Consider the following 24,430-nt stretch of genomic DNA (forward strand, 5'->3'; position numbering starts at 1 on the left):
CATCTGTTGCCTCACGGCGACAGATTGCGGACATAGCTTAGTTGGTAAAGCGCAACCTTGCCAAGGTTGAGACCGCGGGTTCGAGTCCCGTTGTCCGCTCGCTTTTTTCTCGGATGCCGAGTTCGCTTGGCTTCCGGGGAGACGCAGGCCCGGGCGGTTGGCGCAGAGGTAGCGCACTTCCCTGACACGGAAGGGGTCACAAGTTCGAATCTTGTATCGCCCACGATTGATTGGCGGGAAACCGGCGATCGATTGGATCGGACGCGAGTCTGGTCGGATGCGACTGGGTGATTGGCGCAGCGGCTAGCGCACTTCCTTCACACGGAAGGGGTCGTAGGTTCGATTCCTACATCACCCACGATCTCGTGGCTTGCCGCGGGTGAATTTCGGGGCTATGGCGCAGCTGGTAGCGCATCTCCATGGCATGGAGAGGGTCAGGGGTTCGAATCCCCTTAGCTCCACAGACAAAGGGCTTGCCTTCGGGCAAGCCCTTTTGCGTATGCCGCGGCCGCCGTGCGGCCGGCGTCATCGACGATGACGGCACCGGCCGCACGTGAGCGCGATGCTTTCGGCTTCCGACCGCTACTTGCGCGGCGCGTAGATCACCGTGTCGATCAGCTCGCGGTAATGCTTGACGATCTGCGCGCGACGCGTCTTCAGGCTCGCGGTGAGCATGCCGTTGTCCTGTGTGAACTCGTCGGGCAGGATCTCGAACTTGCGGATCGACTCGGCACGCGACACGCTGTCGTTCGCCTGATTCACCGCGCGCTCCACTTCGGCGTGCACGATCGGGTTGGCGGCCAGCGCCGCCAGATCGGGTTCGGGCTGCGCGCCCTGCGATTCCAGCCACGCGTTCGCGTCCGCAAGGTCGAGCGTCACCAGCGCGGCCACGAACGGCTTGCGGTCGCCGATCACCAGGCACTGGTTGACCACCGGCGACGTCATCACCGCGGCCTCCAGCAGACCCGGGGAGACGTTCTTGCCGCCGGCCGTGATGATCAGGTCCTTCTTGCGGCCGGTGATCGAAATGAACCCATCCTCGGAAATGTCGCCCAGATCGCCGGTATGCAGCCAGCCGTCCACGATCTGCTCGGCCGTGACCTCCGGGTGGTTGTGATAGCCACGGCACACCAGATGGCCGCGCACGCACAGTTCGCCGTCGTCCGCGATGCCGGCCGTCACGCCGCTCATCGGCATGCCGATCGTGCCGATCCGGTTGTTCTCCGGCAGGCTCACGCACACCGGGCCGCAGGTTTCGGTCATGCCGTAGCCTTCGAGCAGCGGCATGCCGATGCCGTTGAAGAAGTGCGACAGGTCGGCGTCCATCGGCGCGCCGCCCGTGATCGCGAAATCGGCGTTCGGTCCGAAGATCGTGCGGATCTTGCGGTACACCACGCGCTCGTAGAACGCGTGCGCGATCCGCTTGTTCCACGCCAGCTTCTCGCCGGCCTGCTCGGCCTTCGACCATTCGCGCGCCACGTCGGCCGCGCGCAGGAACATCTTGCCCGCAAGACCGCTGCCCGCGCGCTGAGAGGCCGCGTTGTACACCTTCTCGAACACGCGCGGCACGGCCAGCAGCAGCGTAGGCCCGAACGATTCGAAATCCTTGACGATCGTCTTCATGTTCGAGCTCAGGCCCAGCGTGAGCGTGCCGCAGAAGCTCAGCAGTTCCATGAACCGCGCGAACACATGGCTCAGCGGCAGGAACAGCAGCAGACGGCGGTCGGGCCAGGCGCAGGCGCGCGGCATGTACTGCATGGCCGACAGACACAGGAACGCGAGGTTGCGGTGCGTGAGCTCCACGCCCTTCGGGGTGCCGGTCGAACCGGACGTGTACACGATCGTGGCCAGGTCGTCGCCGTGCGCGGAACGCTTGCGATCCCAGAACTCGCCGTCGGACACGGACTTGCCGTACTCGCGTAGCGTGTCGAGCGCGCCGGCCTCGATCATGAACACGTTGCGCAGCGTCGGCACGTCGGCGTGCACCGATTCGACCTTGTCGCGCTGGCCGTCATCCTCGGCGAACGCGATCGTCACCTCGGAATCGTTGAAGATCCACTTCACCTGATCGGCGGAATTCGTCTCGTACACGGGAACCGTGAGCGCGCCCACCGCCATGATCGCCATGTCGAGCGCCGTCCACTCCCAGCGGGTGTGCGAGACGATGGACACGGCGTCGCCCTGCTGCACGCCGAGCGCGATCAGACCCTTGCCGAGCGCGATCACCAGATCGCGGAACTGTGCGGCCGAGAACGACTTCCAGACATCCTTGCCGGACTCGTCCTTGGCCTTGTACTCGACGGTGGATCCGTCCGGATCGCGCTGGGCGCGCCGGTCGAGGAAATCGAACAGGTTGATGTCGTCGTCGATGGGCTCCTTGAGCGGATTGGTGAACTCTTTGACGATGGTGGTGGAATTGACTGTCATGACACCAGCATGGCACCGGTTCGGTACATCGTGCGGGCGGTGTTCGGATGCGATTGCGGGGGCTTGCGGAACGTTCGTGTGGGGAAGGGTGCGCGAGCGCGGCGAACGCTGGGCCGCGCCGCCGGAAATATGCGATTACGCTGGTGCGCGACGGACGAAGGAGGCCGATGCGATGGCGGAACGACGGGATGACACGAGCGGGGAAAATATGCCGGCCTGGTCTGCGGGGGAGCCTCACATGCCGGCACGCGGCAGGCGCACCGAATTCCATGGCAAGGCGCAGGCATACGACCGCGCGCGGCCCGGATACCCGGACGCGGCCATGCGATACATCGCCTCGCTGTTGCCGGCCGGCGCGAGGATCGCGGACATCGGCGCGGGCACCGGCAAGTTCACGGTGCCGCTGGCCCGGCTCGGATACGGGATCGCGGCGGTCGAACCGGACGCCGACATGCGCGGCGTGCTGGTCGACGTCGTCCGGCCGTATCCGAACGTGACCGTGGCCGACGGAACGGCCGAGCACACCGGACTGCCCGACCGCAGTGTGGACGCGATCGCCTGCGCGCAGGCGCTGCACTGGTTCGACCACGACGCCTTTCTCGCCGAATGCGCGCGCATCGGCCGGGGCGGCTCGTTCCTGCTGATTTCGGTCTACAACAGCACGTCGTTCGATTCGGCGATGATGCGTGGCGTGGACCCCGGCGTGCCGGGGGCGGTGGCTAATGCCGACGGCGACTCGACCGGCTCGGCGAATGCCGGTGTCGGTGCGCCTTTGGTTGTCTCGGCCGGCGACGTCGCCGACATCGGCGTCAGCGCGCGGCACTTCCGTGACACGGCCGCCGCGTTCTTCACGCATCCGACGATCCGCCGTTTCCCGAACCCGATTCGGTACACGCGCGAAACGTGGCGCACCTACATGGACTCGCACTCGCACAGCCCGCTGCCGACCGACCCGGCGTACCCCGCGCACCGCGTATGGGTCGACGCGATCTTCGACGCGCGCGCCGTCGGCGGCATCCTCACCGACGACAACATCACCATGATCGCCAGCGAACGAATCGCGATACGGTAGCCGGAAACGGCGTCATTGCGCCGATGCAACCGCTGGTTGCGCGACGACTGCGGTCAAGATCGGCGTGTGCAACCGCAAGATGGTGGCGACCGGCGGCGTGATCTGCCATAGTGAAGTCATCGTCCGGACATGACACGATGACCGACGGCACCACGGAAGGGGGGCCGATGACTTTCCGCACCAACCTGCAAGCCCTGCGCGCGCGGCGCAACATGACGCAGGAGCAGCTCGCCATGCTGCTCGGCGTCTCGCGGCAGGCGATCTCGAAATGGGAATCCGAGAAGGCATATCCGGAAATGGACAAGCTGCTGGCGATCTGCGACCTGTTCGACTGCACGCTCGACGATCTCGTGCTCGGCGACGTGACTCGGCCGGCGACGGGCACCGCGGACGCCGTGAATGTGACGGGTGAGGGTGCGGATGCGTCGGCCGTGCGGAATGCGGTGGACCTGTCACGGACCCGGGATCTGACGGCGAAGGACGACCAAGCCGATGGTTATCCCGGCGATCCGTCATCCGGCGGCTTGCCTGGACCTTTTCGTGCCGAATCATCGCCCGATGACGATTCAACGTTTCCGCCACGGGATCCGATCGGCTACGACGTGCATCGCCGCCGGTTTGCACTGATGATCGCGGCCGGCGTCGCAACGGTCATCGCGTCGGTCGGCGTCGCGAACCTGTTCGACCCCGTGAACTCAATCATCGGATCGTCGCCGTTCAACGATCTGCTGATGTTCGCGTGCATCGGCGTGGGGACGATCGTCGGACTGGCGCTGCTTATTCCGGGCGGTATGTCTCATGTCGTCTTCGCGCGCCGGCATCCGTACGTCGAGGACCCGTATACCGAGGACGATCACGATCGGGAGATGCGGTTGCTCGCGACCGGCATCGTGGGCGGCATGGTGGCGATACTGGTCGGCATCGTGGTGGTCGTGTACGCGGATGATGTGCTGGGTATTGCCGCCGGCTGGCCGAACGCGGTCATGTTGCTGCTCGGTGCGCTTGCCGTGTTCGGCTTCGTCTACTGCGGCATGCGGTACGGTCTGCTGAACATCGACGACTACAACCGTGCGGCCGAGAACGATCGAGGCGAGGAGCGGCGAACCGAGCAGCAGGCATTCTCCGGCAGGCTCACCGTGGTGGTGTGCGGCGTCATCATGCTGGTCGCCACGATCATCGCCCTATGTCTGTTGCTGCTCATGCCCGGTGCCGATGCCGGTGCGTGGTCGGTGTTCGCGCTGTTCTGGCTGCCGTGGCCGGTCGGTGGCATGCTGTGCGGCATTGCGGCGCTCGTCATCTGGCTGTGCGGGGATCGACCCGACCGGTGACACGGAGACGCGGTGGCATGTGAAGTCGGAGTGAATCGTGCCGTCGATCGGATAGTCCGACGTTTCAGGCATATAATGATAACGCAAACATAGTTGAAATCATTGGGATGCAACGAGGAACGCCAAGATGTCGGAACTCAATAACGCGCAACGCCGCACCGAACAACTGCCGTACCACTACGACGATCCGTCCATCATGGGCGGCCAGCTCGAATATCAGGAAAAACTGTGGGAATTCAACCAGACGCACCCCACCGACGCGGACGGCAAGCAAAAACTTCTCAAGGAGATGTTCGCCGAGATCGGCGACGGCTGCCACGTCGAGACGCCGGCGCATGCGAATTGGGGATTCCACCACGTGCGCATGGGCAAGGGCGTGTACTGCAACGTGAACTTCACCTGCGTGGACGACGCCGACATCACGATCGGCGACTACTGCATGTTCGGGCCGAACGTGGTCATCGCCACGGCCGGGCATCCGGTGCTGCCGGTCCTGCGCGAGCACCATTACGTGTACTGCATTCCGGTCACGATCGGCCGCAACGTGTGGGTAGGCGCGAACGTGACGATCCTGCCGGGCGTGACCATCGGCGACAACTGCGTGATCGGCGCCGGTTCGGTCGTCAGCCACGACATCCCCGCGAACACGGTCGCCTACGGCGTGCCGTGCAAGGCCGTACGCGAGATCGGCGAGAAGGACCGCGAGTTCTACTACAAGACCCGCCGCCTTGACGTGTGGGAATGAGCGCGTGCCAGAGTGAGCGTACTCGGCCGAGCATGTGTGCGCTTCCGTAAAGGCTTTTGTGTCATGCGTGATCTGCCTTCTCGATACGTGGGAATATGGAACCCGAAAACGAATCTGCATATAAGGAAGATCGAGAATGATGATAGAAACCCAGCGTCTTATGATGCGCCCGTTCACGCTTGACGATGAGGATATCATCTCCGCGCTGTACGGCGACCCAGAGATCATGATGTATATGCCGTGCGGTTGTTTGACGGATGAAGGGATTCGGGATCATGTGCGGCAGGTGGTGTCCGACTGGGATGCGCGGCCGCAGACGAATTATGAGATGGCGGTGATCGCGAAATCCGATTCGCGAAAAATTGGGCGGGCGCGAATCCATATGGATTATGAAAGTGATACCGCGATGCTTGGCTGGCTGCTCGTGCGATCTGAATGGGGCAAGGGGTATGCCACGGAAATCACCAAATCATTGCTCAAATATTGCTTCGATGTAATGCAGGTTCATCGCGTGTGCGCGCTTTGTCATCCGAATAATATCGGCTCATGGAAGGTGATGGAGAAATGCGGTTTACGCAAAGAGGCCCATTACGTTCAAAAGGTGAAATATGTGGGTGCTGCCGGCACGCATTGGGAAGATGAGCTGGAATACGCGATACTGAACGAAGAGTTTCAACGAATGTGACTTGCTGCTGTGGTGGGAGTGTCGCCTCACCCACCACAGCCGATGCACCGCTACTGCAGGCAGGCTTCGATGTTGTTGCCGTCCGGGTCGTGGATGAACGCGGCGTAATAGGTCGGGCTGTAGTTCGGGCGCGGACCGGGCTGGCCGTTGTCGACGCCGCCCGCCGCAAGGCCGGCCGCATGGAACGCCTTCACCGCATCCTCGTCGGCCGCGTGGAATGCCAGATGCGTCGGCACGACCGGGTTGCCGTCCTTCGGCGACTCCAGCCATACGCTGTCGCCGTCCTCGTCGTTCGCAAAGCACACCGCGCCCGGGAACTCGCATTTCTTCACGTAGCCCAGCGGCTTGAGCAACTGCTCGTAGAAGCCCGAGCGCTCGTTCGCGTCCTTGACGAACAATCCGACATGATCGATCATGACAACCTCCTTGGTGTGATGCGAACCGTTGACATTCCTACGGCTCCGTCACGTTCTCAGTGTAGTCGTCGGCAGCCACCGGGCTGTTCGGTCGGCGGCGCGATACCAATACCACGGGCCGCGCGCGCATACACGCCACCCATATAATCGGCATATGGGTGAATGTGTGTTCTGCGATATCGTGCGCGGCGAGGCGCCGTGCCGTCTGGTCGCGCAGTCCGATCTGGCGATGTGCTTCGTGTCGACCGACGATCAGGTCGATTACCATCTGCTCGTCGTTCCGAAGCGACACGCGGTCAACATCATCGACTGCGACACGGAATCCCTGCGCGCGGTGGCCGAACTGACGCAGCGCGTCGCCCGGCATATGGTAGCTGACTGCGGGTTCGACGGCGTCGACCTGCTCAACACCTCGTTCGAGGACGACCAGTCGGTGTTCCATTTCCATGTGCATCTGCTGGCCCGTTCGCGCGGCGATGGCCTGGACACTTGGCCGAAACTGCCCGGCCGCGCGATATCGCTGGACGCCGCGTGGCGTCGAATGCGGTAAGGCGACGCCTTTCTTCAAACCATGAGGCAGATTGCGGAACGTGCAGGGGTCTTTCTGTGATCTCTGAGGCAGCGTATGCCAGGGAGACGGCCGATATATACCCCCGAACGTGGTCGGCGGTGCGGATGCGAATCGATATGCTGCCTCAAGATTTGCGAAAAGACCTCTGCGGCGGTGATAATCTGCCTCACAGTTTGCGGAAAGCTGATATTCGAGTCCGAACGGGCTGCCCAACGGCCAACCAATCCGGCTTGCTTGGGCGGCCCCGTCAGGCCGTCTTGGTCGGGTCCTTCTGGAGGGTGAGAAACACGAGTGCGACGACGAGGAGGATCGCGATCGAGAGGACGCCGAGGGAGGCGTTACCGGTCAGCGACGTGGTGGTCGCCACGAGGAACGTGCCGAGGATCGAGGCGGTCTTGCCGAAGATGTCGTACAGGCCGTAGTACTCGTTGGCGTGCTCCTTGGGGATGATCTTGCCGTAGTACGAGCGCGACAGCGCCTGGATGCCGCCTTGGAACATGCCCACGAGAATCGCGAGGATCCAGAACTGCACGGCCGAGCGCAGGAAGAACGCGGCGAAGAACACGATGCACATGTACGCGATGACCGCGGCCACGATCATCGGCTTGCATCCGAACCGGCCGGCCATGCGGCCGTACAGGATGGCGCACGGGAACGCGACGAACTGCGTCACCAGCAGCGCCACGACCAGCTGCGTCGAGTCGATGCCGAGCTGCGTGCCGTACGACGTGCTCATCGAAATCACCGTGTTCACGGCGTCGATGTAAAAGAAGAACGCGATCATGAACATCCACAGCGGCTTGTTCTTCACGAGCTTGCGCAACGTGCCGCCCAGTTCGGCGAACGTGCCGTGGATCGCCTCGCGCGTATGCTCTCGGGTCGCGCGGTAGTGCACCTGCCGGTAGCTGGTCAGCAGCGGGATCGTGAACGCCACCCACCATACGGCCGTGATGACGAAACTCGCCCGCGTGCAGGCGACCGTCGACCAGCCGAACAGCGACGGGCCGCCGAAGATCAGCGCGATGCACGCGATGAACGGCACCGTCGAGCCGACATACCCCCAGCCGTAGCCGTGCGACGACACCTTGTCCATGCGTTCGTTCGACGTCGTGTCGATGAGCATCGAATCGTAGAACGTGAGCGAGCCGTTCAGGCCGATCGTCGCGAGCACGTACACGATCAGGAACGGCAGCCACGTCAGCGGCAGCGCCATCGCGCAGCACATGACCACGCCCGTGCCGAAGAATCCGAGGAAGAACTTGATCTTCATGCCCTGCACGTCGGCGATCGAGCCGAGCAGCGGCATGAGCAGCGCGATGACCAGCGATGCGATCGTCTGCGCGTAGCCCCACGCCGACACGATGTTGCCGTCCTCGGGCATCAGCGAACTCGCGTAGATGGGGACGACGGCCGTGCTCAGCAGCACGAACGCCGAATTGCCGACGTCATAGACGATCCATTTTTTCTCGTGCGGGGTGAGTTTCGCGGATGCGCTCGGCGCGACGGACGTGGCGTCCGCGGCGCCGGTGGTGCGTTCAGACATACAAGCTCCTGTTCATAACCATCTTCCATGGTACGGTGACGAGCCGATGACGATCGGGGATGGAAATGAACGGCGGGTGAATTGTGACTGGCGGATAAGGCGCCCGCATGATGCCGGACGATGCGTTGTCCGGCATCATGCGGCGCCATGCTATCGGCTGCCGAACGTGGTCGCCGGAGGGGGCGTCACTTCCGTTCGGGTATGCTCTCGTCGGCGTCCGCGTCGCCGTCGGCCAGCGCGATCGTGTCCTCGTAGGACGGGCACACCGGCACGCCGTTGACCGAATCCCGGATCGCCAGTGATGCGGCCGCGTTGGCGATGCGCACCGCATCGGTCAGCGACCAGCCGCGCGCCAGCATCGCGCACAGCGTTCCGGTATGCGGCGCCCCGGCCGAACGCGTATGCGTCGCCTTGACCGGATGTCCCTCCACGTGCGCGACCTCGCCTCCCGGCGTGCGCACCCACGCGCCGCGCGATCCGGCGCGCACGACCAGCGGCGCACGCAGCGTTTCGCCGAGCGCCTGGCACAGTTCGGCCATCGACCGGTCGAAGCCGCCGCCCACGGTCATCAGCATGTCGTCGTCGCGCAGGATGCCCAGACGGTCGGCCAGCGTGTTCGCCTCCTGTCGGTTGCACGACCAGATCGGCCGCGCCAGCACCAGATCCTCCAGCAGATGGTCGTTGACGAGCGACAGCGTGTTGGTCGGATTGAGCACGATGGCATATCCGCGCGTCGCCGGGTCGGAGCCGGCGCGGTGCATGAATTCGTCCACGCCGGCGGCCGTGTGATCCATCAGCGTGTTGCCGCTGATGTGGACCACGTCGCCGGGCTGCGGCTCCACGCAGTCGAACGTCGTGCCGTCGCCCTGCGCCTCGGCGCCATAGGTGGCGATGTAGGTTTTGCGATGCTCCTCGTCGGACAGTACGAGACGGAATCCGGAATCGGTGTCGAGCCGGTCCTGCCCGATATGCGCGATGCCGTTGTCGTCCAAGGCCTTGCGCACGATCGTCGCCCACGGTCCGGTGCCGATGATGCCGGCATGCGCGGCGTGCACGCCCATGCGCGCGGCCGCCTGCATCACGCGATAGCTGCCCCCGACCGTCGCGTTGGTGTGGTCGGATACGGCGAATCCTCCGGTTTTCGGGAATCCGTCGACGTCCATCATGATGTCCACCCAGACATGGCCGAGCGAAATCACCGAATGGCCGGCGGCGTCGGCATGGTGATCCTGGGCCTGTGCGAGTCGTTCGCCGATGCGACTGATCATGGCATCCTCCTTGACTGACCGTAATTAGTCACGTTGTATAGCAAGTTTATGGACGTTTGCTGAAAGCGGCAATAGGTACTGGGTATGATTGTGCGAAGTTTCGTGGGGCGGCCATGCGCGGCGATGCCGGCGGCGGCCCTCGCATTTTGCGTTGTCCGCGGCTGTGCGCTATAGTAGTGAAGTTGTGTGTTCCGCCGTGCGGTAAAACGTGTGGTGCGAACGCAAGACTTGCAAGTCAAAGAACATTATAGGGAGTCCATTATGGCAGCTCGTTGCGCAGTGTGCGGCAAGGGACCGCAGACCGGTTACACCGTTTCGCACTCACATATCCGCAATAAGCGCACCTTCCGTCCGAACCTGCAGCCGGTTCGCACCACCGTTGACGGCCAGAACGTCCGTCTGCGCGTGTGCGTCAAGTGCCTCAAGGCTGGCAAGGTTCAGCGTGTGGCCGCGTGAATCGCGAGATAGCAAGCTTAAACCCCGGTAGTCGCAAGACCGCCGGGGTTTTTCATATCGCAGGCGGTGCGCGGGCGCTGTCGCGGGAGACGCCTCCCGCTGTGAAAGTCCGCTTGCCCCGACACAATGGAGCGTTATGAGCATTACCCTGAACACCCCGGTTTCGTCGTTGATGACGAACAAGCGGCGTGCCGGTGCGCTCAAATCGCTGGGCATCGTCTCGATCGGAGACGCGCTGACCTATTATCCGTTCCGCGTGACCGACCCGGTGCCGCTGCGCGCATTGCGTGAGGCCCGTGCGGGGGAGTCCATGGCGTTCGCGGCGGTGATCCGATCCCTGCGCGTCGTGCCGATGAACGCCAGACGCGGCTACCGACTCGAAGCGCTCGCCGACGACTCCGATTTCGCCCGAACCCGGAACGTGGCGGGCGCGGTGGCACCGCTCACGTTCTTCTCCTACAAGAAGCAGTACGTCGACTGGCTCGGCATGCGTCTGCGAGCCGGTGCGACCGTGGTGGTCTGCGGCATGCCGAGCGAATACGGCGGCCAGCTGCAGTTCACGCATCCCGAAATCCTGACCGTCGCGCCCGGTCCGACGACGGACGACGAATTCGGCGGCGACGATGCGATGTTCGTTCCCGTGACGTCATCGCTCAAATATGACGCGGATACGGTCGAGGCCGGACTGCGGCGCGTCTGCCGCCCTCGGCCGGTGTACCACGCGACCTCGCGCATCTCCAGCGAACACATCCACGAGTCGATCCTGGGATTCCTGCGCATGCTGGCGCAGGACGGTGATGACGCGGCCGCCGCGGCGTCCGGCGGTACTCCCGGCGGCTCCGTGTCCGCCGAGGGCCTGTTTGTCGATGGCCTGTCTGTCAATGGCATGGCCGCATCCGACGCAACCCACACGGGAGGCAGCGCGATTGAGACCGCGCGACTCGCGCAAGCCATCCCCGACATCCTTCCCGAGCCGGTGCGCACGGCGAAACGCCTCATGCACCGAGCCGAAGCGTTCGCGGCGATCCATAACCCGGATTCCACCAAGGACTTCGCCCGCGCCATCGACACGCTGCGCTACGAGGAGGCGTTCGTCTGCCAGACCGCGCTCCTTCAGGCGCGACGGCACGCGCATCATGCCGCGGCCGAATCCTGCCCGGACACCGCGTTGCGCGACGCGTTCATCGCCTCGCTGCCGTTCGATCTGACGAACGGCCAGCGCGAGATGATCGACGACATCGCCGCCGACATGTCGCGAGACACGCCGATGCAACGGCTGCTGCAAGGCGAAGTCGGCTCCGGCAAAACCGTCGTCGCGCTCGCCGCCATGCTGCAGGCGGTCGGATCCGGGCATCAGGCCGTGCTCGTCGCGCCCACGCAGGTGCTCGCCGAACAGCACGTCGCCACGATCGAGAAGATGGTGGGCGGACTGCATGCGTCGGACGACGGCGACGCCATCCGGGTGATCCTGCTGACCGGCGGCATGAAACTCGCTGTGCGCCGCCGTGCGCTCGCCGCGGCCGCCAGCGGCCAGCCGTGCATCATCGTCGCCACGCATGCCGCATTCTCCAAGACCTTCCAGGCGCCGAACCTCGCGCTCGCAGTCATCGACGAGCAGCACCGGTTCGGCGTCGAACAGCGCGAATCGCTGCGCGGCAAGGCCGACAAGGCCCCGCACCTGCTGGTCATGACCGCGACGCCGATCCCGCGCACGGCCGCGATGACATGGTTCGGCGACCTTGACATCTCTTGGCTCACGGAGCTGCCGGGCGGCCGCAAGCCGATCCGCACGTTCATTGTGCCTGAGTCCGACGGTCGCACGATGGGCAGCATGTTCGCGCACATCCGCCAGCGCATCGACGCGGGGGAGCGGGCGTACGTGGTCTGCCCGCGCATCGACGCGGATTCCGATGCCGACGATGTGGATTCGTCGGTGTCCGGCGGTTCCGAAATGGATGTGTACGATCGTTCCGACGCGGGGACGGGCGACGATGAACGGCCGCAACGTCCGCCGCTGCATTCGGTGACGGAGATCGCCGCACGGCTTGCCGGACTGCCGCAGTTCGCCGGTGTCGAATTCGCGACGCTGACCGGACGCGACGATGATGAGGCGAAAGCCCGGGTGATGGCCGATTTCGCGAGCGGCAGGACGCCGATTCTCGTTGCCACGACGGTGATCGAGGTCGGTGTGGACGTGCCGCAGGCCAGCTGCATCGTGATCTTCGACGCCGACCGGTACGGACTGTCCCAGCTGCATCAGCTGCGCGGTCGTGTGGGCCGCGGCGGAACCAACTCGTGGGCGTTCCTGATCTCGCGCGCCGAGTCGGGCTCTCCGGCCGAACAGCGTCTGCAGGTCATCCAAGGGTCTCTGGACGGTGCCGAGATCGCGCAGGCCGATCTCGAGTTCCGCGGCGCGGGAGACGTGCTCGGCGATGCGCAGTCGGGCGGCAAGTCAAGCCTCAAGCTGCTGCGCGTGGTCAAGGACGCGGGCATGATCGCCGACGCGCGCGAACGCGCGGATCGTCTGTTGTCCGACGATCCCGATCTGAGCGGCGACGTACAGCTTGCGGGCGCGGTGCTCGATTTCACTCGCGGCAACGAGACGTTCCTGACCTCGTCGTGATGATGTCGTGACATAGGCGTGACGCGGGTTGTCGTTTCGGCCGAATGACATGGTCGGGTTGGAAGGTCGGTGCATAGGCCGACCGCTACAGTAGGGCCTATGCGTGTGATTTCTGGACGATTCAAGGGCGTGGCTCTGACCACGCCGAAAACCGGCACCCGGCCCACCACCGACCGCACCAAGGAGGCGATATTCTCGCGGCTTGACTCGTGGGGCGTGCTTGATGACGCGCGGGTGCTTGACCTGTTCGCCGGTACCGGCGCGCTTGGCATAGAGGCGTTGAGCCGTGGCGCGCGCGAACTGATTGCGGTCGAAGCGAACGGTCCGGCCGCGGCGTTGATCGCGAAGACGCTGACCGTGCTCAAGCATCATCGGGCGTGGGAATCGGATATGGTCGCGCGGGTCATCAAGGCCAAAGCCGAGAAGTATGCGGCTCCGGCGATCTCCGGGTCTGTAGTCGCCCATGCTTTTGACGTGATCTTCATCGACCCGCCGTATGCGTTCGAAACCGAGGCGTGCGAGCGACTGTTGTCCGATCTGGTGGACTCCGGCATGGCGGGGGAGCGCACGGTCATCGTGCTGGAACGGTCCGCCAGATCCGATGAGCCGACCATGCCGGCAGGCTGGGAGATCGGCGAGCGGCGCGACTATGGCGAGACGGCGGTGTTTTATCTGGAGGCCGTGGTTCCCGCGATCGATGGCGAATGACCCTAGGACCGGTGATCTCGGGTCGGTCAATTTCACTTTCAGCGAAAACGGCGTGACGTTCCGGTGATACCTCGTATCGTGATATTCGGATGGTATATCTCTAATCGAGATGTCGAATCGAGATATATCGAAGAACGAAACATCGCACCGAAAGGAACCATCATGTCGAACTTTGTCGAGGACCTGCAGGCCCGTCGCTCGCAGTACGCGCTGACCAGCGAATCGCCGATCAGCGATCAGGAGATCGTCAAGCTGGTCGAAGACGTGACCGTCGCCGTGCCGAGCGCCTTCAACTCCCAGCCGCAGCGCGCCGTCGTGCTGTTCGGCGACGCCAACCAGAAGCTGTGGGACATCGTCAAGGAAACCCTGCGTCCGATCGTCAACGACGAGGAGGCCTTCAAGGCCACCGAGGCCAAGGTCAACTCCTTCGCCGCCGGCCACGGCACCGTCCTGTTCTACGACGACACCGACGTGACCAAGAAGCTTCAGGAGAACATTCCGGCCTACGCCGCCAACTTCCCGGGCTTCGCGCGCGACGCCGCCGGCATGCTGCAGCTCGCCGTGTGGACCGCCCTGTCCGAGCAGGGCCTCGGCGCGTCCCTGCAGCACTACAACCCGCTGATCGACGAGGCCGTCGCCGCCGAGTTCGGTCTGCCGGCCAGCTGGAAGCTGCAGGCCCAGATGCCGTTCGGCACCGTCGCCCAGCCGGCCGGCCCGGTCGACAAGCAGCCGGCCGACGCCCGTGTCAAGGTCTTCGGCCTGTAAGCTATTCGTGGCTGGTCGGTGGTCGCATCCGACCATCTCCGGTCGTCGCTGGTCGTCACTGACCGCTTCAGACCGTCACCGACCGCTTCTGCCCGTCACTATGTTCGAGCGATAACGACATCGACTCGAACATAGTGACGGTTACGGCACTTGAAACGTCACTATGTTCGAGCCGGCATCGCGTTCGCTCGAACATAGTGACGTCTTTGCTTGTTTGCCGCTACTTGCGCCGCGGATGCGCGCCCGAGACCTCCCAGCCGAGCGCCATCAGCGTCTTGCGGTCGGCCTTGTCAAGCGCCTTGCAATCCAGCTGCTCGATCAGGTCCGGGCGGATCTCGTTCGTGCGGGCGATCGCCTCGTCGCGGCGGAACCGGTCGACCTTGCCGTGATCGCCGGACAACAGAATGTCCGGCACGCGGATGCCGCGCCATTCGGCCGGCTTCGTGTACTGGCGGTGCTCCAGCAAGGCGTTGTCGCCGGTATAGGATTCCTCGACGATGGAGTCGGCGTTGCCCATGAACCCGGGCAGCAGGCGCGTGATCGCCTCCAGCATCACCGACACGGCCACTTCGCCGCCGTTCAGGACATAGTCGCCGATCGAATACTCGCGCACGTCCACGCCCTGCGCACGGTAATACTGCGGAATACGGGCGTCATAGCCCTCGTAACGGCCGCAGCCGAACAGCAGATGGCCGGCGTGGCTCAGTTCGGTGGCGTCGCGCTGCGTGAACAGCGGCGCGGAAGGATTGGGGAAGATGAGGACGGGACGGTTGCCGTGATCGGCTGGCGTGGATTCGTCGCCTGACTCGGATTCGCGGGACGGAACGACACCGTCATCGGCCGTGACCGCGATTCGTGACGCATCGTCCGTCATGACGGTCGCATCGGACGCCGTAGGGTCGTCGATGCTGACGGCGGCCGGCGCAAGGCCCAACAGATCGTCCAGGCACTCGGCCCACACTTCGGGCTTCATCACCATGCCGGCGCCGCCTCCGACCGGGGTATCGTCCACCGAATGATGCACGTCATGCGTCCAATCGCGCAGGTTACGGGCGTGGACCTCCACCAGCCCCTTGGCCTGCGCCTTGCCGAACAGCGACAGGTTCAGCACGTCAAAATACTCCGGGAACACGGAAACGATATCGATCTTCATGAACCACTAGCCTAGCGTGAGGGCTGTCGAGACCGTGCCGAGTGGCGGAAAACGCTCGCTGACATGGCTGTCAGCGAGCGTTTTCCGCCACGCACGACGCGACCGCCGGCTGGATGGAGACCGCCACGAGAGGAGCGGAAAGGATCACAGACCGGGGATCAGTCCGCCGGGCGGATCGATCGTCAGATACCGCTCGTCCAAATCGATGTCGGGCACCAGCTCGTCCACGAACGGCACGAGCGCCGAGTTCTCGGTCACTTCGCCGGTTTCGGGATCGCGCACCGGATTCGCCAGTCGGACCTTGAGCAGCGACTGGAAGCCGTCGAGCACGTCCACGACCTTGCCGACCACCTGACCGGCCGGCAGTCCAAGCCCGTTGTCCTCGGCCAATCGGACCTCCAGCCCGATCAGGTCCTTCGGATACCAGGCGTCCTCCTCGAGCATGTCGTCCGGGTCGTCGGCCTCGCCGAACAGTTCGACGCCGTTGAGCGCCTCCGAAGCCTCACGGGTCTCGACGCCTTCGAGCTTGAGGATCCAACGATTCTTGAACGAGCGGGAACGTTCCACGATGTACTCGGTCTCGCCATCGCGCGAGTACAGCACGGAACCGGGAGCGAACCGGTACTCCGGTTCGTCCGTGAAGCTGTAGACGTTGACTTCGCCTTTGAGCCCCTGAGCGCGGCCGATACGACAGACCCTCAGCAGTTCGAGCTGCTGAGGGTCGTCTGAGAATTCTTCTCGCACCACGTTGGGGTTCACCTGCGCACGTCCATGATGTCGACGCGCACCTTGTGATCGGACAGAGCCTGGATCACGGTGCGGATCGCGTTCGCCGTGCGGCCGTTACGGCCGATCACGCGGCCGATGTCCTCGGGATTCACGCGCACGCGAAGCAGTTCGCCGCGCGGATTCTCATGGGACTTGACCGAAACATCGTCGGGAAAATCAACGATGTTCTTGATGAGGTGTTCCACAGCCTGCGCGAGCATGATCACTCAGCCTGCGCTTCCTCGGCCGGGGCTTCCTCGGCGGCAGCGGCGGCTTCGGCCTCGGCCTTGGCCTTCGCGTCGGCCTCGGACTTGGCGGCCTTGAGCTTCTGGGCCTGAGCTTCGACGGCCTCAACGCGGGCGGCGGCATCCGGGCCGGCTTCAACGGTCTTCAGGGTGCCTTCGGCACCGTCAAGGCCCTTGAACTTCTGCCAGTCGCCGGTGATCTTCAGCAGGTTGAGCACCTGCTCGGTCGGCTGGGCGCCGACGCCGAGCCAGTACTGGGCGCGCTCGGAATTGATCTCGATGGTCGAAGGCTGGGTGTTCGGGTTGTAGGTACCGATCTCCTCGATGGCACGGCCGTCGCGCTTGGTGCGCGAATCCATGATGACCACGCGGTAGAACGCGTAGAACTTCTTACCCATGCGCTTCAGACGAATCTTGGTTGCCAAAATGGCTCTCCTTGTTAACTAGAGTTGTGGTTTCGGTTTGCAGTGTGGGGCACAGCTCGCCGAGCCCACGCGTTCCTCACGGCAAGCGGGAGTAGAGGGCACCGCCCACCATGAATAACCGGGCTATTATAGCGCGCGGGGGTGGATTTCCTCGGCGTGTCGCCTTGACCGGCTGCGGACCGCGGTCAAGGGGCGTTCGTGATCGTGGTTAAGAGGCGGTCGTGTACTGCCGCGGGCCCCGCGCGTGCGTTTCCGGGCCGGCCGCTGGGCTCCTGTCGGGAACGGTCAGATGGACAGGGTCGCGGACAGCGCGAGATGGTCGGTGTCCGCGATCTCGAAGGACTCGACGGACGTGAACCGTATGCCGGGCGTGGCGAGGACATGGTCCAGGATCAGGCGCGGCCAGCGCGTCCAACGAGGGAACGTGTACCGCGGACCCTGCGCCACGGAGAGATTCGCATCGGTGAATCCTGCGGCCAGCAGCTTGCGGAAACTCGGATGGTATGGGCTTGAATTGAGGTCGCCGAGCACGACGGCGAAGTCGTGATCATGCCGTTTGGTCGCGTCCGCGAGCTCGCCCAGTCCGATGATGCCGGCCGACCAGTCGTGCGTGCCGCGCATCGGGGATTTCGGATGCGCCGATGCGAACGTGATGTCGTGCAGCGAATCGACGGGGATCGTGATGGACGGTACGTCGGCCGCGGGAATGGCGACGGCCGAGGCCTGCGATGCCTGCGGCTCGACGCGGATCCAGATGCCGTTGAACCCGCCGTTGTCGCTTTCCTTGTTGTCGCCGAGCTGGCGGTAGGGCAGCAGCGCGTCGAGGCCGTTGCGATTGAGGTCGTCGACCAGTTCCGGCGTGAGCTCCTGCAGGGCGAGCACGGAGACGTTGCGGGCGAGGACCGCTCCGACGATCTCCTTCGCGTTGGCGCGGCCGTAACGGCAGTTGAGCGTCATGACGGTGAGCGTGGCGTTCGACGACGGCGTTCGTTGCTGGGCGAGCACGTCCTCGGCGGTCTCATTGCTGGTATCGGTTGTTTCACGAAGTGTTTCACGTCGCGCGTCGCGGGATGTCGCCGCACTGGAGTTCTCGCCCGAACGGGATGACGCGGTCTTGGCGAACGCGGCGACGATCGACGCGGACAGATCCTCCGGGCTGTAGTTCGTCCAATAGGCCGCGCCGTACAGCTGCGTGACCAGGCCGGCCGCCACGGCGCCGCACATCAGACCCCATTCGTGCATGACGATCGCGGCGACGGCGACGGCCAGCGGCACCGGCCACAGCAGCGGCACCAATGCGATCAGATACGGCAACGGCATGTGCGCGTCCGCGCCGGCCGGCACCGCGGCGAGCGCGGCCCACGCGACGCATACCAGCAGCACGATCCACAGGAACCAGAACATGAAGGAAGTCTCCTTTGCCGTCCCTGCCATGCCGGCAGGGAACAATCATCATACGGACATACAGGAAGGCCCCCGAAACGGGGGCCGGATCATGTGAGCGCGACGTCAGCCGAGCAGACCGGACAGGCCGCCGCCGAAGTTCGGCGGAAGCTCGCCGCCGTTGGCGCCCAGCGCATCCTGCAGGCCGGCCGGAAGCGCCGGATTCTGCGGCTTCTTCGCGAACGCCGAACCGCCCGACGTGCCGCCGGACTTGCCGGACAGACGGTCGCGTAACGCCTTTTCCTCGGCCTCGCGCTTCATCGGGTTGCCGGACTTGCCCTTCTTCTTGTTCTTCTTCGCGTTCTTCTTGCCGCCGCCCATCGCAGGGCCGCCGAAACCGGGAATGCCGCCCATGCCGGCCTTGCTCGACATGCGCTTCATCATCTTCGCGGCCTGCTCGAAGCGCTGCAGCAGCGCGTTCACCGCGGACACCGTGTTGCCGGAGCCGTATGCGATGCGGGCACGGCGCGAACCGTCGATGATCTTCGGATTGCGGCGTTCGGCCGGTGTCATCGAGCGGATGATCGCCTCGGTGCGGTCGATCTCGCGCTCGTCGAACTGCTCCAGTTCCTTGCGGTGCGCGGCCATGCCCGGAATCATGCCGAGCAGCGACTTCATCGAACCGAGCTTGCGCACCTGCTGCAGCTGCTCGAGGAAATCGTCCAGGCCGAACTCGCCCTCGGCCATCTTGGCCGCGGCCTCACGCGCCTTGTCCTCGTCGAACTGCTTCTGCGCCTGCTCGATGAGCGTGAGGATATCGCCCATGTCGAGGATGCGCGAGGCCATGCGGTCCGGGTGGAAGACCTCGAAGTCCTTGAGACCTTCGCCGTTCGAGGCGAACAGGATCGGCTTGCCGGTCACGGAAGCGACCGACAGGGCCGCACCGCCGCGGGCGTCGCCATCGAGCTTGGACAGCACCACGCCGGTGAAATCCACGCCCTCGTCGAAAGCCTTCGCGGTCTTGACCGCGTCCTGGCCGATCATCGCGTCGATCACGAACAGGATCTCGTTCGGCTGCACGGCGTCGCGGATGTCGCGCGCCTGCTTCATGAGCTCCTCGTCCACGCCGAGACGGCCGGCGGTATCGATGATCACCGTGTCGTACAGCTTCTGCTTGGCGAACTCGATCGAATCGCGGGCGACCTTCACCGGGTCGCCGGTGGTCTGTCCCGGAGCCGACACCGCGTCGCCGCCGTCGGACTGCACGCCCTTTTCCGGCGCGTACACCGGCACGCCGGCGCGCTCGCCCACCACCTGCAGCTGCGTCACCGCGTTCGGACGCTGCAGATCGGCCGCGACCAGAAGCGGCGTGTGACCGGCGTCCTTGAGCCAGTAGCCGAGCTTGCCGGCGAGCGTGGTCTTGCCGGCGCCCTGCAGGCCGGCGAGCATGATGATCGTCGGCGGGTTCTTCGCGAAGTTGAGCGGACGGTCCACGCCCGCGCCGAGGATGTCGGTCAGCTCGTCATTGACGATCTTGACCACCTGCTGCGCCGGGTTGAGCGCGTCGGACACCTCGGTGCCCAGCGCGCGCTCGCGAACGCGCGCGGTGAAGGAACGCACCACGTCGAGCGCCACATCGGCGTCGAGCAGCGCGCGGCGGATCTCGCGGATCGTGCCGTCGATATCGGCCTCGGAAAGCTTGCCCTTGCTCTTCAAATGCTTGAACGCATTCGAGAGACGGTCTGTCAAAGAACTAAATGCTGCCATAGTGGGCACCAGTCTAGCCGTGGCGGGGGAAAACGAGGAGGCCGGCCGCGCGGGCCGCGGCTCACGTGCCACTTGGCCTGCCATCCGATCCGTGGACCTTCGAAAACCGGACATTCGCGGGGAATCCGTCATCCGGACGATTCAGCCCAGAACGCAACGTCGAATCGGGGCCTTTCGGTACCATGGAAGGGCAAATAATCCGTGGTTTTTTGGAATGCTCATGCTGTTTTGAAATGCCGTCGGACACCACCCTATACGCAGACTGCCGTGCGCCCTCGCGAATCGAGCCGGCCCGCAACGGAACGGGACCGGCCAGTGAAGTAACGGGTCAACGCAGACATGCCGTGCAATATGGAAGGCCCGCCCTATGCCCCAAAAAAGAATCGAACGCAAAGCCCTGATCGTTGGCATCGTCGTCAACGTGCTGCAAGTCGCGGCCGGCATGGCCGTGTTCTTCATGACCGGCCTCAAGGCCATGTTCCTCGACTTCTCCTTCACCGCGATCTCCGTGCTGTCCGGCATCGTCGCGGTCTACCTGTCCTCGCGCACCGTGCGCACCACCGAACGCTTCCCCAACGGCCTGTTCGCGCTTGAGCCGATCTACGCGATATGCAAGGCCATCTTCACGCTGTCATTGCTGCTGTTCTCGCTCGTTGACGTGTCGCGCGTCGCCTACGACTATTTCGTGCTCGGCCAGGGCGAGCGCATCGAAACCGGCCCGGTCGTGATCTACGAGATCGTCACCGTACTGGTGTGCTTCGGCCTGTACGCGTATTACCGCCGTGAAAACCGGGCGATTCGCAACTCGAGCACCATGCTCACCGCCGAATGCAAAAGCACGCTTGTCGACGGCGCGATGTCGTTCGGCATCGGCGTGGTCGCCGTGGTGCTCCTGTTTCTGCCGGCCGGCGGACCGTTCGACTTCCTGCACTTCACCGGCGACTTCTTCATCACCGTCGCGCTCGTGGCCTGCACAATCAAGGAGCCGTTCGGCGTGCTGCGTGATGCGTTCATCGAACTGGTCGGCGGCGTGCATGACGACGACGAGACGAACGCGTTCGTGGAGACCGCCGCCCAGCGTCATCTGCCGGCCAACACCGAATACGAGCAGACGCTGATCTTCAAGACCGGTATGAACTACACGGTCGACGTGTATCTTTCCGGCACCGGCGAGACGATCGACGTGGCCGACCTGGTCGAGTGCAAGCGCTCGCTTGAGAAGGAGCTTACCCGGCGCCTGCACATCGTCGACGTCGATTTCGTGTTCGACTGATATCCGCCTGATCCGTTCGCGAAACGGCCGTAACCGAGTCCCTGATCGTGATCGGGATTTGGTTACGGCCGTTTTTGCGTGTTTGGACGGCTGAAACTGAGTCCATAAGACGGACGAGCGTTTTGTCTGCGGTCGTTCCCGGCCGCGAAACGGCCGCAGCTGAGTTCGTGAGTGAGCGTGATGATGGAGTTACGGTCGTTGGAAGACGAAAAACGGCCGTAACCGAGTCGGTATGGTGTTACACGGACTCGGTTACGACCGTTTCGTTTGAACCTACTTGAGGCTCCAGGTGCTGCCCTGCGGGCCGTCCTCGATGGCGATGCCGGCGGCGTTCAGCGCGTCGCGGATCGCATCGGCCTTGGCGAAATCACGGGCCTTGCGAGCTTCGGCACGGGCATTGAGCTGCTCGGCGATCAGCGCGTCCAGAACCTCGTGTTCGCGGTTCTCGCCCTCGCCGGCCGCGCCCGCCGCAGTGCCGCCTCCGGTCCACGGCTCGGCCAGCGGGTCCAGGCCCAGCGCGTCCAGCATCGCGCGCACGGCCACCAGCGCCTCACGCACCTCGGCGCGCGCCGCATCGGAATCGGCACGGTCGGCAAGCTGCGAGAGCAGCGTGTTGCCATTGCGGATCGCGGTGAAGATCGCCGCCGTCGCGCCCGACACGTTGAAGTCCTCGTTCAGCGAGGACACGAAATCGGCCGGCAGCGCATCCGCGCTCACCGCCGTTATCTCGTCGCGCGACGGCTGCTCGCCCAGCGCCACGCCCGCACGCTCGATGAAGTTCGACACGCGGTCGTACGCGGCCTGCGCCTCGACCAGCGCCTGATCCGACCATTCGAGCATCGAACGGTACTGCACCGAGCCGAGCGCGTAGCGCACCACCCACGCGGAATGCTCGGCCAGCACACTGGGCACCGACAGGCCGGTGCCCAGCGACTTCGACATCTTCTCGCCCTTGGCGGTCACCCACGCCGAGTGCATCCAGTGCGCCGCCGAATCGTAACCGGCCGCGCGGGTCTGCGCCATCTCGTTCTCGTGGTGCGGGAAGCGCAGGTCGAGGCCGCCGCCGTGAATGTCGAACATGCCATCGAGATAGCGGTGGCTCATGGCCGAGCACTCGATATGCCAGCCCGGGCGGCCGGCGCCGAACGGCGTGTTCCAGCGCGCATCCATCGGATCGGTGCTCTTCGGGGCCTTCCACAGCGCGAAATCGCGCGGATCATGCTTGTCGGGCGACATGTCGGCCGGGTTGACCGGATTGTACTTGTCGTCGCCCGCCGCATCCACGCTCGGGCCCATGCGATCGGCCACGGCGGCCGCCTCGTCGGCCTCCGCGGCGCCCTGCTTCTGATGGGTCAGCTCGCCGTAATGCGGCCAGCTCGCCACGTCGAAGTACACGTTGCCGGTCGGCTTGCCGGCCTCGTCGCGCACCACGTACGCGTGGCCGTTGTCGATGATCTTCTGGATCAGGTCGATCATGTCGAGCATGTGGCCGGTCGCACGCGGCTCGTAGGTCGGCGGCAGCACGCCGAGCGTGTCGTACGCCTGCGTGAACTCGCGCTCGTAGTGGTACGCGCGCGCCCACCACTGCTGTCCGGCCGCCGCGGCCTTGTCGAGGATCTTGTCGTCGATGTCGGTCACGTTGCGCACGAACGTGACCTTGTAGCCGAGCTTGAGGAACCAGCGGCGGATCACGTCGAACGCAACCGCGGCGCGGATATGGCCGATATGCGGCGACGACTGCACGGTCGCGCCGCACACGTAGATGCCCACCTGACCGGGTTTGATCGGCTGGAAAGACGCCACGGCATGTGTCGCGGTGTCGTACAGCCTGAGGCCGGCCGCGGCCTTGGCGACGGCAGGTGCCTCGGAAATGTTGGAATCATGCGGTTCTTGAGCTTCTGTCATACTCCCGAGCGTATTCGTGTTGGACGACATCGCGCAAGCGTTTTCGCCGCATCGGTGACACTTGTGGACAAAACGTGAACGTGTGTTTACGTGGGTGATGTCACAATAGAAGCTATGACGCAACCGCAAGTGTTGATTCTGCAGCACGTCCCGTGGGAAAAGCCGGGGCGCATCCTGACGTACCTCGAAGAGCTGGGGGTGGGCAGCGTAACGCTGAACATCGCGAAAAAGAAGAAGCCCGACCTGCCTGATTTCGGCGAGATCGCCGGCGTGGTGATCATGGGCGGTCCGATGGGCGCGCAGGACTACGACGAGTATCCCGGGCTCAAGGTCGAGGCGAAGCTCGCGAAGGCCGCGGCGAGCGTGGGCAAGCCGGTGCTCGGCGTGTGCCTCGGACACCAGATCATCGCCACCGCGCTCGGCGCGAAGCTCAGCCGGGGAGAGGCTCCGGAGATTGGGTTCGGACCGCTCAAGCGCGTGGACAAGAACGACTATTTCTCCATGTGGGACAAGCAGATCAACGTGCTGCACTGGCACAACGACGTGGTCGGATTGCCGGCGGACGGCCAGCTGCTCGCGCGGTCGGCCACCACCAAGGTGCAGGCGTTCCGCTTCGCCTCGGCCCTGGGCCTGCAGTTCCATCTCGAGGTCAGCGCGCCGCTGCTTGAGGAATGGCTGGACGAGCCGTCGATGGTCAAGGACCTCAAGGCCGCCGGCGGGTCGAAGTCGCAGCTGCGCGAGGATTTCGCGCAATACGATCCGCAGATCCTGCCGCTTGCGGACCAGGTGTTCTCCGGGTTCGCCGCACGTTGCAACACGTACGCGCAGTCCTTGGGCTGACCGGCCGATCGTGTCCGCCGGCCGATGAATGCGGGCCGGTAATGCCCGGTGGTGCCGCTAAGTT

At 64.4% G+C, this 24,430-nt stretch carries 22 protein-coding genes and 4 tRNA genes; 15 read left to right on the plus strand and 11 right to left on the minus strand.

The window, feature by feature from the left end; translation table 11 throughout:
* Window positions 1-26: 26 nt before the first annotated feature.
* The 4 genes from GFD25_RS09980 (at window position 27) to GFD25_RS09995 (ending at window position 461) form a co-directional block, all read left to right on the plus strand.
* Window positions 27-99, plus strand: a tRNA-Gly gene (locus tag GFD25_RS09980).
* A 52-nt stretch (window positions 100-151) separates the two neighbouring features.
* Window positions 152-223 (plus strand) — tRNA-Val (locus GFD25_RS09985).
* A 62-nt stretch (window positions 224-285) separates the two neighbouring features.
* Window positions 286-358 (plus strand) — tRNA-Val (locus tag GFD25_RS09990).
* A gap of 30 nt (window positions 359-388) precedes the next feature.
* Window positions 389-461: transfer RNA gene (locus tag GFD25_RS09995), tRNA-Ala, on the plus strand.
* A 121-nt stretch (window positions 462-582) separates the two neighbouring features.
* On the opposite strand, the gene GFD25_RS10000 is transcribed toward GFD25_RS09995, so the two are convergent.
* Entirely contained in the window at window positions 583-2,427 is a 1,845-nt protein-coding gene (locus tag GFD25_RS10000; protein WP_163232428.1) for an AMP-dependent synthetase/ligase, read from the minus strand.
* A gap of 238 nt (window positions 2,428-2,665) precedes the next feature.
* On the opposite strand from GFD25_RS10000, the gene GFD25_RS10005 reads away from it, so the two are divergent.
* From GFD25_RS10005 to GFD25_RS10020, 4 genes are all read left to right on the plus strand, one after another.
* Window positions 2,666-3,499 (plus strand): class I SAM-dependent methyltransferase, encoded by an 834-nt coding sequence (locus GFD25_RS10005; RefSeq protein WP_163232430.1) that lies wholly within the window; start codon window positions 2,666-2,668, stop codon window positions 3,497-3,499.
* Between the two features lie 167 nt (window positions 3,500-3,666).
* Window positions 3,667-4,827: a helix-turn-helix transcriptional regulator gene (locus GFD25_RS10010; RefSeq protein ID WP_163232432.1), complete on the plus strand. Its 1,161-nt coding sequence runs from the start codon at window positions 3,667-3,669 to the stop codon at window positions 4,825-4,827.
* A 127-nt stretch (window positions 4,828-4,954) separates the two neighbouring features.
* The gene (locus GFD25_RS12420; RefSeq protein WP_163232434.1) at window positions 4,955-5,572 is read left to right on the plus strand and encodes a sugar O-acetyltransferase; all 618 of its coding nucleotides are present in this window, start codon (window positions 4,955-4,957) and stop codon (window positions 5,570-5,572) included.
* Between the two features lie 136 nt (window positions 5,573-5,708).
* A complete protein-coding gene (locus GFD25_RS10020) occupies window positions 5,709-6,257 on the plus strand; it encodes a GNAT family N-acetyltransferase (RefSeq protein WP_204314873.1) in 549 nt (182 codons plus the stop codon).
* 50 nt (window positions 6,258-6,307) lie between these two features.
* On the opposite strand, the gene GFD25_RS10025 is transcribed toward GFD25_RS10020, so the two are convergent.
* Complete coding sequence (locus GFD25_RS10025; RefSeq protein ID WP_163232437.1) at window positions 6,308-6,673, minus strand: VOC family protein; 366 nt, start codon at window positions 6,671-6,673, stop codon at window positions 6,308-6,310.
* A gap of 154 nt (window positions 6,674-6,827) precedes the next feature.
* Between GFD25_RS10025 and GFD25_RS10030 the strand changes: the two genes are divergently transcribed.
* The gene (locus tag GFD25_RS10030; RefSeq protein ID WP_163232439.1) at window positions 6,828-7,223 is read left to right on the plus strand and encodes an HIT family protein; all 396 of its coding nucleotides are present in this window, start codon (window positions 6,828-6,830) and stop codon (window positions 7,221-7,223) included.
* A 268-nt stretch (window positions 7,224-7,491) separates the two neighbouring features.
* Here GFD25_RS10030 and GFD25_RS10035 read toward each other — a convergent pair whose 3' ends face one another.
* Both GFD25_RS10035 and GFD25_RS10040 read right to left on the minus strand, forming a co-directional pair.
* On the minus strand, window positions 7,492-8,787 hold the full coding sequence (locus GFD25_RS10035; RefSeq protein ID WP_163232441.1) for an MFS transporter: 1,296 nt from the start codon (window positions 8,785-8,787) through the stop codon (window positions 7,492-7,494).
* 185 nt (window positions 8,788-8,972) lie between these two features.
* On the minus strand, window positions 8,973-10,055 hold the full coding sequence (locus GFD25_RS10040) for a PfkB family carbohydrate kinase (protein WP_163232443.1): 1,083 nt from the start codon (window positions 10,053-10,055) through the stop codon (window positions 8,973-8,975).
* Between the two features lie 261 nt (window positions 10,056-10,316).
* Between GFD25_RS10040 and rpmB the strand changes: the two genes are divergently transcribed.
* The 4 genes from rpmB to GFD25_RS10060 all read left to right on the plus strand — a co-directional run bounded on the left by rpmB (window position 10,317) and on the right by GFD25_RS10060 (window position 14,607).
* Window positions 10,317-10,511: a 50S ribosomal protein L28 gene (gene rpmB, locus GFD25_RS10045; RefSeq protein WP_163232444.1), complete on the plus strand. Its 195-nt coding sequence runs from the start codon at window positions 10,317-10,319 to the stop codon at window positions 10,509-10,511.
* A gap of 136 nt (window positions 10,512-10,647) precedes the next feature.
* A complete protein-coding gene (locus GFD25_RS10050) occupies window positions 10,648-13,134 on the plus strand; it encodes an ATP-dependent DNA helicase RecG (protein ID WP_163232446.1) in 2,487 nt (828 codons plus the stop codon).
* 99 nt (window positions 13,135-13,233) lie between these two features.
* Window positions 13,234-13,842 carry a 16S rRNA (guanine(966)-N(2))-methyltransferase RsmD gene (gene rsmD / locus GFD25_RS10055; RefSeq protein ID WP_163232448.1) on the plus strand — a complete coding sequence of 203 codons (609 nt, stop codon included), beginning with the start codon at window positions 13,234-13,236 and terminating at the stop codon, window positions 13,840-13,842.
* A gap of 162 nt (window positions 13,843-14,004) precedes the next feature.
* The gene (locus tag GFD25_RS10060) at window positions 14,005-14,607 is read left to right on the plus strand and encodes a nitroreductase family protein (protein ID WP_163232450.1); all 603 of its coding nucleotides are present in this window, start codon (window positions 14,005-14,007) and stop codon (window positions 14,605-14,607) included.
* Window positions 14,608-14,827: 220 nt separating this feature from the next.
* Here GFD25_RS10060 and trmD read toward each other — a convergent pair whose 3' ends face one another.
* The 6 genes from trmD to ffh all read right to left on the minus strand — a co-directional run bounded on the left by trmD (window position 14,828) and on the right by ffh (window position 20,348).
* The gene (trmD, locus tag GFD25_RS10065; RefSeq protein ID WP_163232453.1) at window positions 14,828-15,760 is read right to left on the minus strand and encodes a tRNA (guanosine(37)-N1)-methyltransferase TrmD; all 933 of its coding nucleotides are present in this window, start codon (window positions 15,758-15,760) and stop codon (window positions 14,828-14,830) included.
* Window positions 15,761-15,904: 144 nt separating this feature from the next.
* Entirely contained in the window at window positions 15,905-16,507 is a 603-nt protein-coding gene (gene rimM, locus GFD25_RS10070; RefSeq protein WP_163232455.1) for a ribosome maturation factor RimM, read from the minus strand.
* A gap of 8 nt (window positions 16,508-16,515) precedes the next feature.
* The gene (locus GFD25_RS10075) at window positions 16,516-16,749 is read right to left on the minus strand and encodes an RNA-binding protein (protein ID WP_094729693.1); all 234 of its coding nucleotides are present in this window, start codon (window positions 16,747-16,749) and stop codon (window positions 16,516-16,518) included.
* A gap of 2 nt (window positions 16,750-16,751) precedes the next feature.
* Window positions 16,752-17,198: a 30S ribosomal protein S16 gene (gene rpsP / locus GFD25_RS10080; RefSeq protein WP_163232457.1), complete on the minus strand. Its 447-nt coding sequence runs from the start codon at window positions 17,196-17,198 to the stop codon at window positions 16,752-16,754.
* Window positions 17,199-17,483: 285 nt separating this feature from the next.
* Window positions 17,484-18,632 (minus strand): endonuclease/exonuclease/phosphatase family protein, encoded by a 1,149-nt coding sequence (locus GFD25_RS10085; RefSeq protein ID WP_239512536.1) that lies wholly within the window; start codon window positions 18,630-18,632, stop codon window positions 17,484-17,486.
* Between the two features lie 75 nt (window positions 18,633-18,707).
* The gene (gene ffh / locus GFD25_RS10090) at window positions 18,708-20,348 is read right to left on the minus strand and encodes a signal recognition particle protein (protein ID WP_163232459.1); all 1,641 of its coding nucleotides are present in this window, start codon (window positions 20,346-20,348) and stop codon (window positions 18,708-18,710) included.
* A 367-nt stretch (window positions 20,349-20,715) separates the two neighbouring features.
* Here ffh and GFD25_RS10095 point away from each other — a divergent pair, with 367 nt between their 5' ends.
* Complete coding sequence (locus GFD25_RS10095) at window positions 20,716-21,621, plus strand: cation transporter (RefSeq protein WP_163232461.1); 906 nt, start codon at window positions 20,716-20,718, stop codon at window positions 21,619-21,621.
* Window positions 21,622-21,894: 273 nt separating this feature from the next.
* Here GFD25_RS10095 and cysS read toward each other — a convergent pair whose 3' ends face one another.
* A complete protein-coding gene (gene cysS, locus GFD25_RS10100) occupies window positions 21,895-23,526 on the minus strand; it encodes a cysteine--tRNA ligase (RefSeq protein ID WP_163232463.1) in 1,632 nt (543 codons plus the stop codon).
* A 114-nt stretch (window positions 23,527-23,640) separates the two neighbouring features.
* On the opposite strand from cysS, the gene GFD25_RS10105 reads away from it, so the two are divergent.
* Window positions 23,641-24,366 carry a type 1 glutamine amidotransferase gene (locus GFD25_RS10105; RefSeq protein WP_163232465.1) on the plus strand — a complete coding sequence of 242 codons (726 nt, stop codon included), beginning with the start codon at window positions 23,641-23,643 and terminating at the stop codon, window positions 24,364-24,366.
* Window positions 24,367-24,430 lie beyond the last annotated feature (64 nt).

Source organism: Bifidobacterium aerophilum, assembly GCF_010667685.1.
Taxonomy (GTDB): domain Bacteria; phylum Actinomycetota; class Actinomycetes; order Actinomycetales; family Bifidobacteriaceae; genus Bifidobacterium; species Bifidobacterium aerophilum.